The following is a 15,316-nucleotide window of genomic DNA, read 5'->3' on the forward strand; positions in this document are numbered from 1 at the left end:
ACGTGCGTTCTAAAGTGCTGCTCATGAGCGATCCCCTGGCTGACGAGGTGCGCCGGCTGCGCACCGTCGAGCAGCTCTCCGTCCGCGAGATCCGGGCACGGACCGGGCTCGGGCGCAACCGGGTCCACGACCTTCTCCGGGGCGTGCCGGCGCCCGAGCGGACCCGCCGACCCAATGCCAAGGACGACCTCAGGGCGGCGGCAGTCGAGCTGCGCGCCGAGGGGCGTTCCGTCAACGACATAGCCCGCCAGCTCGGCGTGGCGAAGTCGACCGCCTACCAGTGGGTCAGGGACCTGCCGCTGGCCGAGGAGGGAGCGGGCGCTGAGCGGCGCCGGGCTCACGCGGCGCTGATGACCGAGGCGCGGTGGTCGGCGCACCGAAAGGCCCGCGACACGGCCCGGGCCGCGGAGCAGGTGCGTGCGGCCGGCCTGGTGGGCTCCCTCGCCGACCGGGATCTCCTCCTCCTCGGTGCGGCGATCTACTGGTGCGAGGGGACGAAGTCCAAGCCGTGGCGGCGGGACGACCGCCTCCAGTTCGTCAACAGCGATCCGGGGCTGCTCGCGCTCTTCCTGCGTTTTCTCGAGGTGTGCGGGGTCGACCGTGCCGTGCCCAGCTATCGCATCAGCATCCATGAGACGGCCGACCTCGACGCGGCACTGAAATGGTGGGCCCGGAAGCTCGACCTGCCGGTCGATCGCTTCCAGCGCGCCAACCTCAAGAAACACCGTCCGGCCACGCTGCGGCGCAACGTCGGGGACGACTATCGTGGCTGCCTGGTGATCACCGTGCCGCGTAGCCGCGAGCTCTACTGGCGGATCGAAGGTATGATCGCCGAGCTGTTCCAGACCGTCGAGCGAGGCGAACCGTCAATGGCGGTGCGCGAAGCTTGACATTTTTATGGGGTGTGGGGTAACGGCAACCCGCAGGCCTTTGGAGCCTTGAGCTCCTGGTTCGAATCCAGGCACCCCAGCTCACACCGCGTCTCACGGCATTCGTGTGGCCATGCCGAACGGCGGCTCGCCGTCTGGTTAGCATGGCCGCGAGACTGTTCGCCGTCCCGACGGGAGCCCGTGTCGTGTCCCAGCCCCACCTCCGCACCGTTGTCGTGCTCGCCGCCGGTGAGGGCAAGCGGATGAAGTCGGCGCTGCCCAAGGTGCTGCACCCGCTGCTCGGCCGTACCCTCGTCGGCCACGTGCTCGCCGCCGCCGCTCCGCTGGCCGCGGACCGCACGGTGGTCGTGGTGGGGCACGGCGCCGACCAGGTCCGCGCGCACCTCGCGGAGATCGCCCCCGACGCCACCCCGGTGCTCCAGGCCGAGCAGCTCGGCACCGGACACGCCGTCCGGATCGCGCTGGACGCCGCGCCGGACGCCACCGGCACCGTGATCGTGATCAACGGTGACGTGCCGCTGCTCCGCCCGGAGACGGTTGCCGCGCTGGTGGCGGCGCACGAGGAGGCACGCGCGGCGGCGACCGTGCTCGCCGCCGAGGTGCCCGACCCGACCGGCCTGGGCCGGATCGTGCGCGACACCGACGGGCGGCTGGAGCAGATCGTCGAGGAGCGCGACGCGACCCCCGCGCAGCGGGCGATCCGGGAGATCAACGCCGGCATCTACGCGTTCGACGTGGCCCGGCTGCGCGACGCGCTGGGCAAGCTGTCGACCGACAACGACCAGGGCGAGGAGTACCTGACCGACGTCTTCGCCCTGCTGGGCTCGGCCGGCGAGCCGGTGGCGGTGCACGTGGCGGCGGACCACGTGGAGACGCTGGGCTGCAACGACCGGGTCGAGCTGGCCGCCCTGCGCCGGCTGCTGCGCGACCGGGTCAACGAGGCGTGGATGCGCACCGGGGTCAGCCTGCTCGACCCGGACACCACCTGGATCGACGTGACGGTCGCCCTCGACCGGGACGCGGTGGTCGACCAGAACACCCAGCTGCGCGGCGGCACGGTGGTCGGCACGGGCGCGGTGGTCGGGCCGGACGTGACGCTTGTCGACACCGTCGTCGGCCCGGGCGCCACGGTGCTGCGCAGCCACGCGGTGGGCGCGGAGGTCGGTGCGGGCGCCAGCGTCGGGCCGTACGCGTACCTGCGGCCGGACGCCCGGCTCGCCGAGAAGGCCAAGGTCGGCACGTTCGTCGAGGTGAAGAACTCGGAGGTGGGTGCGGGCGCGAAGGTGCCGCACCTGTCGTACGTGGGGGACGCGACGATCGGCGCGAAGGCGAACATCGGCGCGGCGACGATCTTCGTGAACTACGACGGGGTGAACAAGCACCGCACCACGGTCGGCGAGGGCGCGTTCGTCGGCTGCGACACCAGCCTGATCGCGCCCGTCGAGGTGGGCGCCGGGGCGTACGTGGCGGCGGGCAGCGCGATCGCGCAGGACGTGCCGGCGGGCGCGCTCGGGGTGACCCGTGCGCCGCAGCGCAACATCGACGGTTGGGTGGCCCGCAAGCGGGCGGGCACGGTCTCCGCCGAGGCGGCCGCGCGGGCCCAGGCAGCGGATGAGGGTGCGTCGGCGCCGGGACCCGGGGCAAGTGAAGGTGAGGCAATCCACGGGGATGCCGAGCCGGTCAGGTCGGCCCCGGGCGCGGGGGATACTGCAACCGAATAGTCCCCGGCCCACCACCACCGCCGGGTACCACCGACCAACGGGAGCAGACGGGCCCATGGGCAGCATCGTCGCCGAAAACCGCAAGAGCCTGATGCTTTTTTCCGGACGTGGCTTTCCGGAGTTGGCCAAGGAGATCGGTGAGGTGCTCGGCGTCGCGCCGACGCCGGCCGACGCGTACGAGTTCGCCAACGGTGAGATCTTCGTACGGTTCAAGGACTCGGTACGCGGTTCGGACGCCTTCGTGGTGCAGTCCGTGACGCACGGGGTGAACACCTGGGTCATGGAGACCCTGATCATGATCGACGCGCTGAAGCGCGGTTCGGCCAAGCGGATCACGGTGGTCCTGCCGTTCTACCCGTACGCGCGGCAGGACAAGAAGCACCGCGGCCGGGAGCCGATCTCGGCCCGGCTGGTGGCGGACCTGCTGAAGACGGCCGGGGCGAACCGGATCCTGACCGTCGACCTGCACACCGCGCAGATCCAGGGCTTCTTCGACGGCCCCGTCGACCACCTCTTCGCGATGGACATCCTCGCCGAGTACGTCCAGCACAAGTACGCCGGCCGCCCGATGACGGTGGTCGCGCCGGACTCGGGCCGGGTGCGGGTGGCCGAGCGGTGGACGGACCGGCTGGGCGGCTGCCCGCTGGCGTTCATCCACAAGACCCGGGACCCGCTGAAGCCGAACCAGGTGGTGGCGAACCGGGTGGTCGGCGAGGTCGAGGGCCGCGTCTGCCTGATCGTCGACGACATGATCGACACGGGCGGCACGATCTGCGGTGCGGCGGACATCCTCCGGGAGTCCGGCGCGGCCGACGTGATCGTGGCCTCGACGCACGCGCTGCTCTCCGACCCGGCGACCGAGCGGCTGAAGAACGCCCCGATCAGCGAGGTCGTGGTGACCAACACGCTGCCGCTGCCGCCCGAGAAGCAGCTCGACAAGATCACCGTGCTGTCGATCGCGCCGCTGCTGGCGCGGGCGATCCGTGAGGTCTTCGACGACGGTTCCGTGACGACCCTCTTCGGCGGCCTGAGCTGACCGTCTGACGCCGGGCCGGGCGGGCACCGCCGCCCCCGGTCCGGCGTCGGCGCTCCGGCAGCGGCGTCGCTGCGTCGACCGGTCACGGGTGGGAAGGCCGGTCACGGGTGGGAAGGCCGGTCACGGGTGGGAAGGCCGGTCGGCGCCGGGCCGGCCCGGCGCCCGGCGGCGGGTGCCGCCGGGGCGGGCCGAAATCGCCCTGCGGGGCTGCGGGAACGGTGATAAGGGGACTGCCGGAACGCGCGGAATCAGCTCGGGTAGACTGGTGCGGTTGCCACGGCGAGGGTGCCCGGCGGGCCGCTGAGAAGCGCCGCACGGAGGCACCGTCATCGACGCGGTGCTCCGGGCAGTCGTTCTCGACGCATGAGCCCCAGCGAGCCCCTCGCCCCAGCACCGCCAGACGACAAGCCGCCGCAGCGAAAGCATCAGGAGTTCTCCCGTGTCCGAGGTAAAGATCAGCGCCGAGCCCCGCACCGAGTTCGGCAAGGGTGGTGCCCGTCGTACCCGCCGGGCCGGCAAGGTGCCCGCCGTGCTGTACGGCCACGGCGAGAAGCCCAAGCACATCGCGCTGCCGTCGCGTGAGTTCGCCGCCGCGATCCGCAAGGGCGGCGCCAACCAGCTCTTCGCGATCGAGGTCAGCGACGGCACCCAGGTGCTGGCGCTGCCGAAGGCGATCCAGCGCGACCCGATCAAGGACACCTTCGAGCACGTGGACCTGCTGCTGGTCCGCCGGGGCGAGAAGGTCACCGTCGAGGTCCCGGTGCAGCTGACCGGCGAGGCCGCGCGGGACACCCTGATCGTGCACGACCACGACACCCTGTCGGTCACCGCCGACGCCACCAAGGTGCCGGACCACCTGGAGGCCTCGATCGAGGGCCTGGAGGCCGGCACCCAGGTCACCGCCGGCGACGTGGAGCTGCCGGCCGGCGTCGAGCTGGCCGCCGACGCGGACCAGACGGTCGCTTCGGTGACCGCCGCGCCGACCGCCGAGCAGCTCGAGGCCACCCTCCCCGAGGTCGAGGAGGCCGCCGAGGAGGCCGCCGAGGAGGCCGAGGCCGGTGTCGGCGAGGAGACCGCCGAGGCCGCCGAGGCTCCGGCCGCGGAGGGCGAGGAGAACGCCGAGGCGAAGACCGAGGCCTGATCGGTTCGCATCGTTGCGACAGGCGTCCCCGCGCGGTCGGGGGCGCCTGTCGGCGTATCGGTGTCCGGGCGGGCGGGTGACGGCGAGCAGCGGGAGGGGCGGGGCGTGACGGACGAGACGGGGCCGTGGCTGGTGGTCGGCCTGGGCAACCCGGGTCGGGAGTACGCCGGCAACCGGCACAACGTCGGCTTCATGGTGGCCGACCTGCTGGCGGGCCGGCTCGGCGCGAGGTTCGGCCGGCACAAGCGGGCGGTGGCGGAGGTCGCCGAGGGGCGGCTCGGTCTCGGCGGGCCGAAGCTGGTGCTGGTCAAGCCGCTGACGTACATGAACCTCTCCGGCGGGCCGGTGACCGGTCTGGCCCAGTTCCACAAGGTGCCGCCGGGCCGGGTGGTCGCGGTGCACGACGAGTTGGACATCGGCTACGGGCAGGTGCGGGTGAAGTGCGGCGGTGGCGAGGGCGGGCACAACGGCCTGCGTTCGATGTCGAAGTCGCTGGGCACGAAGGAGTACGTCCGGGTGCGGTTCGGCATCGGCCGGCCCCCGGGGCGGCAGGACCCGGCGGACTACGTACTGTCGGATTTCGGCGCGGCGGAGCGCAAGGAGCTGGAGTTCCTGGTGGACCGGGCCGCGGATGTGGTGGAGTCGGTGATCACCAGGGGCGTGGAGCCGACGCAGAACCTCTACCACGGGGTGTGAGGGCAGGGTCGGGCGCCGGGGGCCGGTAGTCTTCGCCTTTCGGCGCGACGCGACCGTCGGGGCGGCTCGTCGGCGGCGACGTGCCGGGTGCGGAGCACGGCGAGGCGACGGGAGCAGGAGTCATGGGCAGTCCTCCGATGATCGACGGCGCTTTCGCCCGGTGGCTGGCGGCCCGGGCCGGTCAGGCGCTGCTCGGCCTGCGGTCCGAGATGGGTTTCGCCGACGCGGGGGCGTTGAAGTCGGCGGGCGACAAGGTCTCGCACGACCTGATCCGCACCGAGCTGGCGAAGTGGCGGCCGGGTGATGCGGTCCTCTCCGAGGAGGACGAGGGTTCGCGGCTGGCCTGGGCGGCGGAGGTGAACGCCGAGGCGGTCTCCCGGCTGGCGGCCGACCGGGTGTGGATCATCGACCCGTTGGACGGCACCCGGGAGTTCGCCGAGGAGGGCCGTTCCGACTGGGCGGTGCACGTGGCGCTCTGGGCGCGGGACGCGCCGACGCCGCACGGGCTGGTGGCGGGCGCGGTCGGGCTGCCGGCGCAGCAACGGGTGCTGGGCACCGACTATCCGCCGGCGTACCCGCAGCTGACCCCGGAGGCGGCCGCGGCGCCCGGCGGGCGGACGATCCGCCTGGCGGCGAGCCGGAGCCGGCCGCCGGTGTTCCTGACCGACCTGGCGGAGGACGTCGGGGCGCACCTGGTGCCGATGGGCTCGGCCGGGGCGAAGATCGCCGCGGTGGTCACCGGTGAGGTGGACGCCTACATCCACGCGGGCGGCCAGTACGAGTGGGATTCGGCCGCGCCGGTCGCTGTGGCGACGGCCACCGGGCTGCACGCTTCCCGGATCGACGGTTCTGCGCTGAGATACAACGAGGCGGATCCGCGCCTGCCGGACCTGCTGGTCTGCCGCGAGGATCTCGCCAGTCGGTTGCTTGCAGCGTTGCAGCGTCATTCCGGGTAGCCTGAGCGGCACTTCTTGGCATGCCCGACCGGAAAGGTCTGGAATATCGATGAGCGGATTCGAGCGAAGCGAGCCCGTGTCATGACCGCCCCCGCCGCCTACCAGGTGTCGCACCTCGACGCGCTGGAGGCCGAGAGCATCTTCGTGATGCGCGAGGTGGTCGCCGAGATGGAGCGGCCGGTGCTGCTCTTCTCGGGCGGCAAGGACTCGATCGTGATGCTCCGGCTGGCCCAGAAGGCGTTCGCCCCGGCCAACATCCCGTTCCCGGTCATGCACGTGGACACCGGGCACAACTTCCCCGAGGTCCTGGAATACCGGGACCAGCGGGTCGCCGAGCTGGGGCTGCAACTGGTGGTGGCGAGCGTGCCGGAGGCGCTGGCCAGCGGGCTGGTGCGGGAGTCGGGCGACGGGATGCGCAACCGGATCCAGACGCCGGTGCTGCTGGACGCGGTGGAGAAGCACCGGTTCGACGCGCTCTTCGGCGGCGCCCGCCGCGACGAGGAGAAGGCCCGCGCCAAGGAGCGGGTGTTCAGCTTCCGCGACGAGTTCGGCCAGTGGGACCCGAAGAACCAGCGCCCGGAGCTGTGGTCGCTCTACAACGGCCGCCACCACCCGGGCGAGTCGATCCGGGTCTTCCCGCTGTCCAACTGGACCGAGCTGGACGTCTGGCACTACATCGCGCGCGAGCGCATCGCCCTGCCGTCGATCTACTACGCCCACGAGCGCGAGGTGGTCGAGCGCGACGGGATGCTCTACGCGGTCAACGAGTTCTTCCGCCCCCGGGCGGGCGAGGACCGGTTCAAGGCGCGGGTGCGCTACCGGACGGTGGGCGACGCGTCCTGCACGGCGGCGGTCCGTTCCGACGCCGACACGGTCGAGAAGGTCATCGAGGAGGTCGCCGCCACCCGGATCACCGAGCGCGGCGCCACCCGGGGCGACGACCGGGTCAGCGAGGCCGCCATGGAGGACCGCAAGCGGGAGGGCTACTTCTGATGACCACCGAGACCGTCGCGCCCGCGGCCACCGAGACGCCCGGCAGGCCGATGGACCTGCTGCGCTTCGCCACCGCCGGCAGCGTCGACGACGGCAAGTCGACCCTGATCGGCCGGCTGCTCTACGACACGAAGTCGCTCTTCACCGACCAGCTCGCCGCCGTCGAGGCGGTAAGCGCGGCCCGGGGCGACGAGTACACGAACCTGGCGCTGCTCACCGACGGCCTGCGGGCCGAGCGTGAGCAGGGCATCACCATCGACGTGGCGTACCGCTACTTCGCCACCCCCCGGCGGAAGTTCATCATCGCGGACACCCCGGGGCACATCCAGTACACCCGCAACATGGTCACCGGGGCGTCGACGGCCGACCTGGCGCTGATCCTGGTGGACGCCCGCAAGGGCCTGGTCGAGCAGTCCCGCCGGCACGCGTTCCTCTGCTCGCTGCTGCGCGTGCCGCACCTGGTCCTCTGCGTCAACAAGATGGACCTGGTCGACTTCTCGCAGGAGGTCTTCGAGCGGATCGCGGACGAGTTCACCGCGTTCGCCGCGAAGCTCGACGTGCCCGACCTGACGGTGGTGCCGATCTCGGCGCTGCGCGGCGACAACATCGTCGCCCGGTCGGAGAACATGCCCTGGTACGAGGGCCCGTCGCTGCTGCACCACCTGGAGCGGGTGCACATCGCCAGCGACCGCAACCTGGTCGACGTCCGGTTCCCGGTGCAGTACGTGATCCGCCCGCAGTCGACCACGGTCACCGACTACCGGGGCTACGCCGGCCAGGTCGCCTCCGGCGTGCTCAAGCCGGGCGACGAGGTGATGGTGCTGCCGTCCGGGTTCACCAGCCGGATCGCCGCCGTGGAGACCGCCGACGGGCCGGTCGCGGAGGCGTTCCCGCCGATGTCGGTGACCGTACGCCTGGAAGACGAGATCGACATCTCCCGGGGCGACATGATCTGCCGCCCGAACAACGCCCCGGCGGTGTCCCAGGACATCGAGGCGATGGTCTGCTGGATGGACGAGACCCGTCCGCTCCAGGTCGGCGGCAGGTACGCGATCAAGCACACCACCCGTTCCGCGCGGGCGATCGTGCGCGGGCTGCACTACCGGCTGGACGTCAACTCGTTGCACCGCGACGAGTCCGCCGACGGGCTCGGGCTCAACGAGATCGGCCGGGTGCGGTTGCGGACCACCGTGCCGCTGCTCGCGGACGAGTACCGCCGCAACCGCACCACCGGCGGCTTTGTGATCATCGACGAGGCCACCAACCGTACGGTCGGCGCGGGGATGATCGTCGAGGCGCAGTGAGTCCCGCCGACGGGCGGGTGCCGACGCCCGCCCGTCGCCTGCCGGGCTGACCGCGCCCGGCGCAGGGCCCCACGCCGGCAGCCGCCGCTGCCCGCCGGCCGGCCGGCGGGTCGCCGCGTCGGTGCTCAGTCCAGCCGGGTCGCCCCTGGGCCGGGCAGGACGGTGACGTGGCCGGGCGCGGCGAAGCCCCGCTCGGCGTACTCGGCCGTGACGGCGGCGGCGACCGCGTCGGCCCGTTCCGCGTCGACGAGGGCGAGGACGCAGCCGCCGAAGCCGCCGCCGGTCATCCGGGCACCGAGCGCCCCGGCGCCCAGGGCCGCCTCGACGGCCGTGTCGATCTCCGGGACGGTGATCTCGAAGTCGTCGCGCATCGAGGCGTGCGAGGCGGTCAGCAGCGGGCCGATCTCGCGTACCCGCCCGGCGCGCAGCAGCGCGACCGTGTCGAGCACCCGCTGGTTCTCGGTGACGACGTGCCGTACCCGGCGGCGGGTCTCGTCCTCGTCGAGTCGGGCCAGGGCGTCGGCCAGCCCGTCGACGGGGACGCCGCGCAGCGCCGCGACGCCGAGCAGCCCGGCGGCCCGCTCGCAGGAGCCGCGGCGGGCGGCGTACTCGCCGTCGGCGTGCCGGTGCGGGGCCCGGCTGTCGACGACCAGCACGGCGAGGCCGGCGTCGTCCAGGTCGAAGGGGACCTGCTCGACGGACTCGTCCCGGCAGTCGAGGAAGAGCGCGTGCCCGGCGCGGCACCGGATCACCGCCGACTGGTCCATGATCCCGGTCGGCGCGCCCACGTAGTCGTTCTCCGCCCGCTGGGCCAGCCGGGGCCGTCGCTCGGCGGGCAGGTCCAGCGCGCCGAGGTCAACCAGGGCGGCCAGCACGGCGGCCTCCAGCGCGGCCGAGGAGGACAGCCCGGCGCCCAGCGGCACGTCGGAGGCGATCGCCAGGCGCGCGCCGGGTGGCGTGTGCCCCGCCTCCCGCAGCGCCCAGACGACCCCCGCCACGTACGCGCCCCAGCCGTCGACCCGGCCGGGCCCGGCCAGCTCGTCGGCGCCGAAGGCGACCGTCTCGCCGGTGAGCTCGGAGCAGACCGTCCAGGTGTCGCCGGGCTGCGGGGCGGCTGCCACCACCGTGCGCAGCGGCAGGGCGAAGGGGAGCACGAAGCCGTCGTTGTAGTCGGTGTGCTCGCCGATGAGGTTCGCCCGCCCGGGAGCCGCCCAGCGGCCGGCGGGCGGCTCGCCGTACGCCGAACGGAAGCCGGCGGTGGCGCGGGCCGCGACGTCGTCGGTCACCGCGGCCCCACGACGTGCGTGCGGTAGAAGGCCCAGGCGTCGGCGACGATGTCGGGCAGGGTCGGCTTCTGCGGCACCCAGCCCAACTCCTCGCGGGCCAGCGCGGACGACGCGACCAGCTCGGCGGGGTCGCCCTCGCGGCGCGGCGCCACCTCGACCGGCACGGGGTGGCCGGTGACCTCGCGGACCACGTCGACCACCTGCCGGTTGGTGAAGCCGTTGCCGTTGCCCAGGTTGTAGATCCGGTGCTGGCCGGCGGTGGCGGCGCCGAGCGCCAGCAGGTGGGCGCGGGCCAGGTCGGCGACGTGGATGTAGTCGCGCACGCAGGTGCCGTCGACGGTCGGGTAGTCGTCGCCGAAGAGCTGGAGCTTCTCCCGCCGGCCGGCGGCCACCTCCAGCGCGATCGGGATCAGGTGGGTCTCGGGGTCGTGCCGCTCGCCGAGCGCGACGTCGCCGTCGAGGTACGCGCCGGCCACGTTGAAGTAGCGCAGCGAGACGGCGGCCAGGCCGTGCCCGATCGCCTCGGAGGTGAGGGCCATGTCGACGGCGAGCTTGGTGGCGCCGTACGTGTTGGTGGGGGCCTTGACCGCGGTCTCCGGGATCGGCAGCTCGGTGGGGTTGCCGTAGACGGCGGCGGTGGAGGAGAAGACCAGGCGGGGTACGCCGGCGGCCCGGACGGCGTCGATCAGGGCGATGGAGCCGACCGTGTTGGCGTGCCAGTAGAGCTCGGGCCTGGTCATCGACTCGCCTGCGGCGATCAGCGCGGCGAAGTGCAGCACCCCGTCGAAGCCCGCGCCCGGGGTGAGCACCCGCGCGGCGTCGTGGACGGACGCGTCGACGTACGTCGCGTCGGGGGCGAGCGCCTGCCGGTGGCCGGTGCGCAGGTCGTCGAGCACCACCACCTCGTGGCCGGCGTCGAGCAGCATCCGGGTCACCACGCTGCCGATGAAGCCGGCGCCGCCGGTGACGAGCAGTTTCACGTCGGTCTCCTCCTGCCTGGCCGCCGTGTCGCGGCCCGTGTCGTGATCACCCTACGGCCGGTCGCCCGGTGGCCGCCCTCCGTCGGCGACCTTGCCATTCCACCATGATTCACCAACTTCGAACAGAGCCGAACACGGACAGCCCGTTGGCGCCGTGCTGTCTACCATCACAGTCATGCGGGAAGCGGATGCTCCCGGGCCGCGGCGACGCGCCCGGAGCCGGCCACGCCGCGAGCCGGGGCCGCTGCCCCGGGCCGTCGCCCGGATGGTGGTGCGCACCGCCGACGCCGCCACCCGGGCGGTGACGGCCCTGCTCGGCGCCAGCCCGGCGGCCGGCCGGGAGCGGATCAGCGAGGCGGAGCTGCGCGACCTGGTCGCCGCCAACACCCTGCTCGACCCGGTCGAGCGCCGGATCATCGACGAGGTGCTGGTCGCGGGCGCGAGCCTGGTCCGCGAGGTGATGATGCCGCGCACCGAGGTCGTCTTCCTCTCCGCCCGGCACACCATCGCCGAGGCGGAGCGGCTGGTCCGGGCCGAGACGCACACCCGCTACCCCGTGGTCGACGGCACCCACGACGACGTGGTCGGCTTCGTGCACCTGCGCGACGTGCTGCTCCGCCCCGACCTCGACCCCCGCACCACCGTCGGCGAGCTGACCCGGGAGGTGAAGCGCCTGCCCGGCAGCAAACGGGTGCTCGCCGCGCTCAGCGAGATGCGCCGGGAACGCCACCACCTCGCCGTGGTGGTCGACGAGTACGGCGGCACCGCCGGGATCGTCACCCTGGAGGACCTGATCGAGGAGCTGATCGGGGAGATCCACGACGAGTACGACACCGCCCCCGAGCCGGTGCACGCGGGCCTGCCCGCCGTGGTGGACGGCCGGCTCAACCTCGCCGACTTCGCCGAGCGCACCGGGGTGAGCCTGCCGCCCGGCCCGTACGAGACGGTCGGCGGATTCGTGATGGCCGCGCTGGGCCGGCTCCCGGTCGCCGGCGACGAGGTGGCGGTGACCGGGAGCCCGGCCGGCGACGGCGGCGCGGCACCCGACGACCCGTCCGGCGGATGGCTGCTGCGGGTGCTCACGCTGGAAGGGCGACGGGTGGCCCGGCTCACGGTCACCGCCGGGCGCCTGCCGGAGCCACGGCGCGAGGCCGCCGCCCCGACACCGACGGGGCGGAGCCGACCCGCCGGCCCGTCATGACGCGCACCGGGTCTTGCTGACAGAATTGCCGCCATGTCCGACGTACCCGCCCGCCCCCGCGTCTTCTCCGGCATCCAGCCGACGGCCGACTCGTTCCACCTCGGCAACTACCTGGGCGCCGTGCGGCACTGGGTGGCGTTGCAGGACACCCACGACGCCTACTACTGCGTGGTCGACCTGCACGCGATCACCGCGGGGCACGACCCGAAGACGCTCATGCAGCGCTCCCGGATGGCGGCCGCCCAGCTCTTCGCCGTCGGCCTCGACGCGGAACGCAGCACGCTCTTCGTGCAGTCGCAGGTGCCCGAGCACTCGCAGCTCGCCTGGGTGCTGGGCTGCATCACCGGGTTCGGCGAGGCGAGCCGGATGACGCAGTTCAAGGACAAGTCGCAGAAGCAGGGTGGCGAGCGGGCGAGCGTGGGCCTGTTCACCTACCCGGTCCTGCAGGCCGCCGACATCCTGCTCTACCAGGCCAACGCCGTGCCGGTGGGCGAGGACCAGCGCCAGCACCTGGAGCTCTCCCGCGACCTGGCCCAGCGGTTCAACTCGCTGTTCGGGCCGACCCTGACGGTGCCCGCGCCGCACATCGTCAAGGACACCGCCAAGATCACCGACCTCCAGGACCCGACGGCCAAGATGTCGAAGTCGTCCTCGTCGCCGGCCGGCATCGTCAACCTGCTGGAGGATCCGGCCCGCTCGGCCAAGAAGATCCGTTCCGCGGTCACGGACACGGGGCGGGAGATCGTCTTCGACACCGAGACCAAGCCCGGCATCTCCAACCTGCTGACCATCTACTCGGCCCTGAGCGGGCGCAGCGTCGACGACCTGGTCGCCGCGTACGCCGGCAAGGGCTACGGCGACCTGAAGAAGGACCTCGGCGAGGTCGTGCGGGAGTTCGTCGGCCCCATCCAGGAGCGCACCCGGACCTACCTCGACGACCCGGCGCAGCTGGACAAGCTGCTCGCCGCCGGCGCGGAGAAGGCCCGCGCGACCGCCGGCGAGACGCTGCGCACCGTGTACGAGCGGGTGGGCTTCTTCCCGCCGGTGCGCGGCGAGTAGCGCCCCGGCGCGACGGGTGAGGGCGGACGGGCCGGTGGCCGGAGGGATGACGCACAGCGTGGATCGCAGGGACGGGACGCCGGACGCCGGTGACACCATCGAGATCGGCATCGCGGTCGACATCCCGGAGCCGTGGGGCGGCATGCTCACCCGGCGGCGGGTCGAGGCCGGCGACCCTCGGGTCGTGCCCGCGCACGTGACCCTGCTCGGGCCGACCGAGATCCCGGTGGCGACGCTGCCGACGGTGGAACGGCACCTCGGGTCGGTCGCCGCCGCCCATCTGCCGTTCACCCTGCACCTGCGGGGCACCGGCACGTTCCGGCCGGTGACCCAGGTCGTCTTCGTGGCGGTGGCCGCCGGGATCAGCGAGTGCGAACTGCTCGCCGCCGCGATCAGCGCCGCCCCGGAGCTGCACCGCGAGACGCGCTTCCCGTACCACCCGCACGTCACGGTCGCGCAGGACGTCGCGCCGGAGGCGCTGGACAGGGCGTACGAGGACCTGGCCGACTTCTCGGCCATGTTCGAGGTCGAGGCGTTCACCCTCTTCTCGCACAGCGGGCAGACCCGGTGGCAGCCGCGCCGGGACTTCCGGCTGGGCGGCTGAGCGGTCACCCGGGTGCGCCACGAGCGCCACGGCGCCCACTTCGCCGAGGCCGGTGCGGGCCGAAGGACCGCCGCCCGGTGCGGGGCGGCGTCCGGTTGCCCGCGCGGGGGCGAAAGATCGGCGAGGATGACGGCGTGAACGTGCTGGGCCGTATCGAGGCGGGCATCGACAGCAGGATCAGCGCCGCGCGCCGCCGGTGGGGCGTCGCGGACCACCTGTGGCGGGCCGGCGTGCTCTACACCGACGTGCTGGGCGGGCGGCTGGCCGCCGCGATCGCCTACTACGGCTTCTTCGCGGTCTTCGCGCTGGCGCTGGTCGGGTACTCGATCTTCGGGGCCATCCTGGAGGACAACGACGAGGTCAGCGACGCCGCCGCCGACTTCCTCCGGGAGAACCTGCCGTTCCTCGACCCCGTGCAGATCGCCGACAGCAGCGGCACGGTCGGGGTGGTCGGCCTGATCATCCTGGCGTTCACCGGGATCGGCTGGGTCGAGGCGATCCGTTCCTCCCAGCGGCTCATGTACGGGCTCAACCAGCAACCGGGCAACCTGGTGGTCCGCCGCCTGGTCGACCTCGGCGTGCTGGTGGTCATCTTCGTGCTGCTCGGCGTCTCGGTGGCGGCGGTGGACACCCTGGAGTCGCTGCTGCGCTTCCTGCTGCGCAGCACCGGCTCGGCGGGCCTGACCACGGTCAGCGCGGTGCTCAGCGTGCTGGTCAACGCGGTGCTGGCCACCCTGCTGCTGGTGGCGGTGCCGAGGCTGCGGATGACCCGGTCCCGGCTGCGCCCCGTGGTGCTGCTGGTCGCGGTCGGCATCACGCTGCTGAACACCGTCGGGCGCTTCTACGTGGTACGCACCGAGCGGAACCCGGCGTACACGGTCGTGGCGGGCGCCGTGGGCCTGCTGCTCTACCTCTACCTGCTCAACCAGCTGGTGCTCTTCGGCGCGGCGCTGGCCGCGACCAGCCCGCGCGGCCGGGTGGTGGACCTGGCGGCGAGCCCGGCGCCGGCCGAGACGGACGCGGAGACGGATCCCGGCACCCCGGGCGGGGCCGGATGAGCGGGGGAGCGGGCGTGCGGATCTCGGTCGACCAGGCCTCGGCGGTGCCGCCGTACGAGCAGGTGCGCGGGCAGCTCGCGGAGCTGATCGGGACGGGCCGGTTGGCGGTGGGCACCCGGCTGCCCACGGTCCGAGCGTTCGCGGCCGACCTCGGGCTGGCGGTCAACACCGTGGCGCGGGCCTACCGGGAACTGGAGGCGGCCGGTCTGCTGGAGACCCGCGGCCGGCACGGCACCTTCGTCGCGCCCGGGCGCGACGACGCGACGGACCGGTTGCAGCGGGTCGCGGCCGACTACGCCGCCGAGGCCGCCCGGTTGGGCGTGCCGCCCGCGGCGGCGCTGGCCCTGGTCCGCGCGGCGTTGGACGCGGCCCGGCCGGGCTGACGCGCGCG

The 15,316-nt window shown here is 73.2% G+C and carries 15 protein-coding genes and 1 tRNA gene; 14 read left to right on the top strand and 2 right to left on the bottom strand.

From position 1 onward, the window contains the following. The first annotated feature begins 23 nt into the window (after positions 1-23). From ACGFNF_RS22135 to ACGFNF_RS22175, 9 genes are all read left to right on the top strand, one after another. Positions 24-890, top strand: a complete 867-nt coding sequence (locus ACGFNF_RS22135; RefSeq protein ID WP_393170318.1) for a helix-turn-helix domain-containing protein — start codon at positions 24-26, stop codon at positions 888-890. 8 nt (positions 891-898) lie between these two features. Further along, positions 899-970: transfer RNA gene (locus tag ACGFNF_RS22140), tRNA-Gln, on the top strand. Between the two features lie 63 nt (positions 971-1,033). Further along, a complete protein-coding gene (gene glmU / locus ACGFNF_RS22145; protein ID WP_393170320.1) occupies positions 1,034-2,611 on the top strand; it encodes a bifunctional UDP-N-acetylglucosamine diphosphorylase/glucosamine-1-phosphate N-acetyltransferase GlmU in 1,578 nt (525 codons plus the stop codon). 55 nt (positions 2,612-2,666) lie between these two features. Then, positions 2,667-3,647 carry a ribose-phosphate diphosphokinase gene (locus ACGFNF_RS22150; protein ID WP_132231504.1) on the top strand — a complete coding sequence of 327 codons (981 nt, stop codon included), beginning with the start codon at positions 2,667-2,669 and terminating at the stop codon, positions 3,645-3,647. 439 nt (positions 3,648-4,086) lie between these two features. Beyond that, entirely contained in the window at positions 4,087-4,788 is a 702-nt protein-coding gene (locus tag ACGFNF_RS22155; protein ID WP_393170322.1) for a 50S ribosomal protein L25/general stress protein Ctc, read from the top strand. Positions 4,789-4,893: 105 nt separating this feature from the next. Beyond that, the gene (pth, locus tag ACGFNF_RS22160) at positions 4,894-5,484 is read left to right on the top strand and encodes an aminoacyl-tRNA hydrolase (RefSeq protein WP_132231500.1); all 591 of its coding nucleotides are present in this window, start codon (positions 4,894-4,896) and stop codon (positions 5,482-5,484) included. Between the two features lie 122 nt (positions 5,485-5,606). Continuing rightward, positions 5,607-6,440, top strand: a complete 834-nt coding sequence (locus tag ACGFNF_RS22165) for an inositol monophosphatase family protein (RefSeq protein ID WP_151453458.1) — start codon at positions 5,607-5,609, stop codon at positions 6,438-6,440. A gap of 81 nt (positions 6,441-6,521) precedes the next feature. Further along, on the top strand, positions 6,522-7,433 hold the full coding sequence (gene cysD / locus ACGFNF_RS22170) for a sulfate adenylyltransferase subunit CysD (protein WP_311413708.1): 912 nt from the start codon (positions 6,522-6,524) through the stop codon (positions 7,431-7,433). Further along, the gene (locus ACGFNF_RS22175) at positions 7,433-8,737 is read left to right on the top strand and encodes a sulfate adenylyltransferase subunit 1 (RefSeq protein ID WP_151453456.1); all 1,305 of its coding nucleotides are present in this window, start codon (positions 7,433-7,435) and stop codon (positions 8,735-8,737) included. The genes cysD and ACGFNF_RS22175 overlap by 1 nt, the downstream gene beginning before the upstream one ends. Before the next feature lie 125 nt (positions 8,738-8,862). Here the strand turns inward: ACGFNF_RS22175 and galK are convergent, their stop codons facing one another. Both galK and galE read right to left on the bottom strand, forming a co-directional pair. After that, entirely contained in the window at positions 8,863-10,023 is a 1,161-nt protein-coding gene (galK, locus tag ACGFNF_RS22180) for a galactokinase (protein WP_393170325.1), read from the bottom strand. Next, the gene (gene galE, locus ACGFNF_RS22185) at positions 10,020-11,003 is read right to left on the bottom strand and encodes a UDP-glucose 4-epimerase GalE (RefSeq protein WP_357578997.1); all 984 of its coding nucleotides are present in this window, start codon (positions 11,001-11,003) and stop codon (positions 10,020-10,022) included. The genes galK and galE overlap by 4 nt, the downstream gene beginning before the upstream one ends. A 265-nt stretch (positions 11,004-11,268) precedes the next feature. Between galE and ACGFNF_RS22190 the strand changes: the two genes are divergently transcribed. From ACGFNF_RS22190 to ACGFNF_RS22210, 5 genes are all read left to right on the top strand, one after another. Continuing rightward, positions 11,269-12,204, top strand: a complete 936-nt coding sequence (locus ACGFNF_RS22190; RefSeq protein ID WP_393170404.1) for a hemolysin family protein — start codon at positions 11,269-11,271, stop codon at positions 12,202-12,204. A gap of 33 nt (positions 12,205-12,237) precedes the next feature. Next, positions 12,238-13,263, top strand: coding sequence for a tryptophan--tRNA ligase (trpS, locus tag ACGFNF_RS22195; protein WP_151453452.1), 1,026 nt, complete (start codon positions 12,238-12,240; stop codon positions 13,261-13,263). A gap of 46 nt (positions 13,264-13,309) precedes the next feature. Next, positions 13,310-13,867: a 2'-5' RNA ligase family protein gene (locus tag ACGFNF_RS22200; protein ID WP_357578999.1), complete on the top strand. Its 558-nt coding sequence runs from the start codon at positions 13,310-13,312 to the stop codon at positions 13,865-13,867. A gap of 134 nt (positions 13,868-14,001) precedes the next feature. Next, complete coding sequence (locus ACGFNF_RS22205; protein ID WP_357579000.1) at positions 14,002-14,925, top strand: YihY/virulence factor BrkB family protein; 924 nt, start codon at positions 14,002-14,004, stop codon at positions 14,923-14,925. 14 nt (positions 14,926-14,939) lie between these two features. Next, a complete protein-coding gene (locus ACGFNF_RS22210; RefSeq protein ID WP_393170328.1) occupies positions 14,940-15,308 on the top strand; it encodes a GntR family transcriptional regulator in 369 nt (122 codons plus the stop codon). Positions 15,309-15,316: the final 8 nt, after the last annotated feature.

This window comes from Micromonospora sp. NPDC048868 (genome assembly GCF_043198195.1).
Lineage (GTDB): Bacteria > Actinomycetota > Actinomycetes > Mycobacteriales > Micromonosporaceae > Micromonospora > Micromonospora reichwaldensis.